Annotated in this window: 1 protein-coding gene; it reads left to right on the plus strand. The window is 42.7% G+C overall.

All coding sequences use genetic code 11. The features are described 5' to 3' along the window. The coding region (locus ACEN88_RS36375; protein ID WP_413347223.1) for a glucoamylase family protein at positions 1-232 on the plus strand (232 nt) is incomplete at both ends.

Genomic DNA, 232 nt, shown 5'->3' on the forward strand with positions numbered 1-232 from the left:
GACAGGGGCGGGCCGTTGTTTTTTGAGCATTACTCTTTTTTTGGTATTAACCCAACAGGTTTAACAGATGCATATGCCAATTACGAAACGCAAACCAAAGCTCACGCCATGATCAATTATAATTATTGTGTGGCAAATCCCCTTGGTAATGGCGATTACAGCGCTAATTGCTGGGGACTAACAGCAAGTGATATTGAAGGTGGATATACAGCAAGCTCTCCAACCAATGATG

This window comes from Massilia sp. CT11-108 (assembly GCF_047302915.1).
In the GTDB taxonomy this organism is placed as follows: Bacteria; Pseudomonadota; Gammaproteobacteria; order Burkholderiales; family Burkholderiaceae_D; genus Telluria; species Telluria orientalis.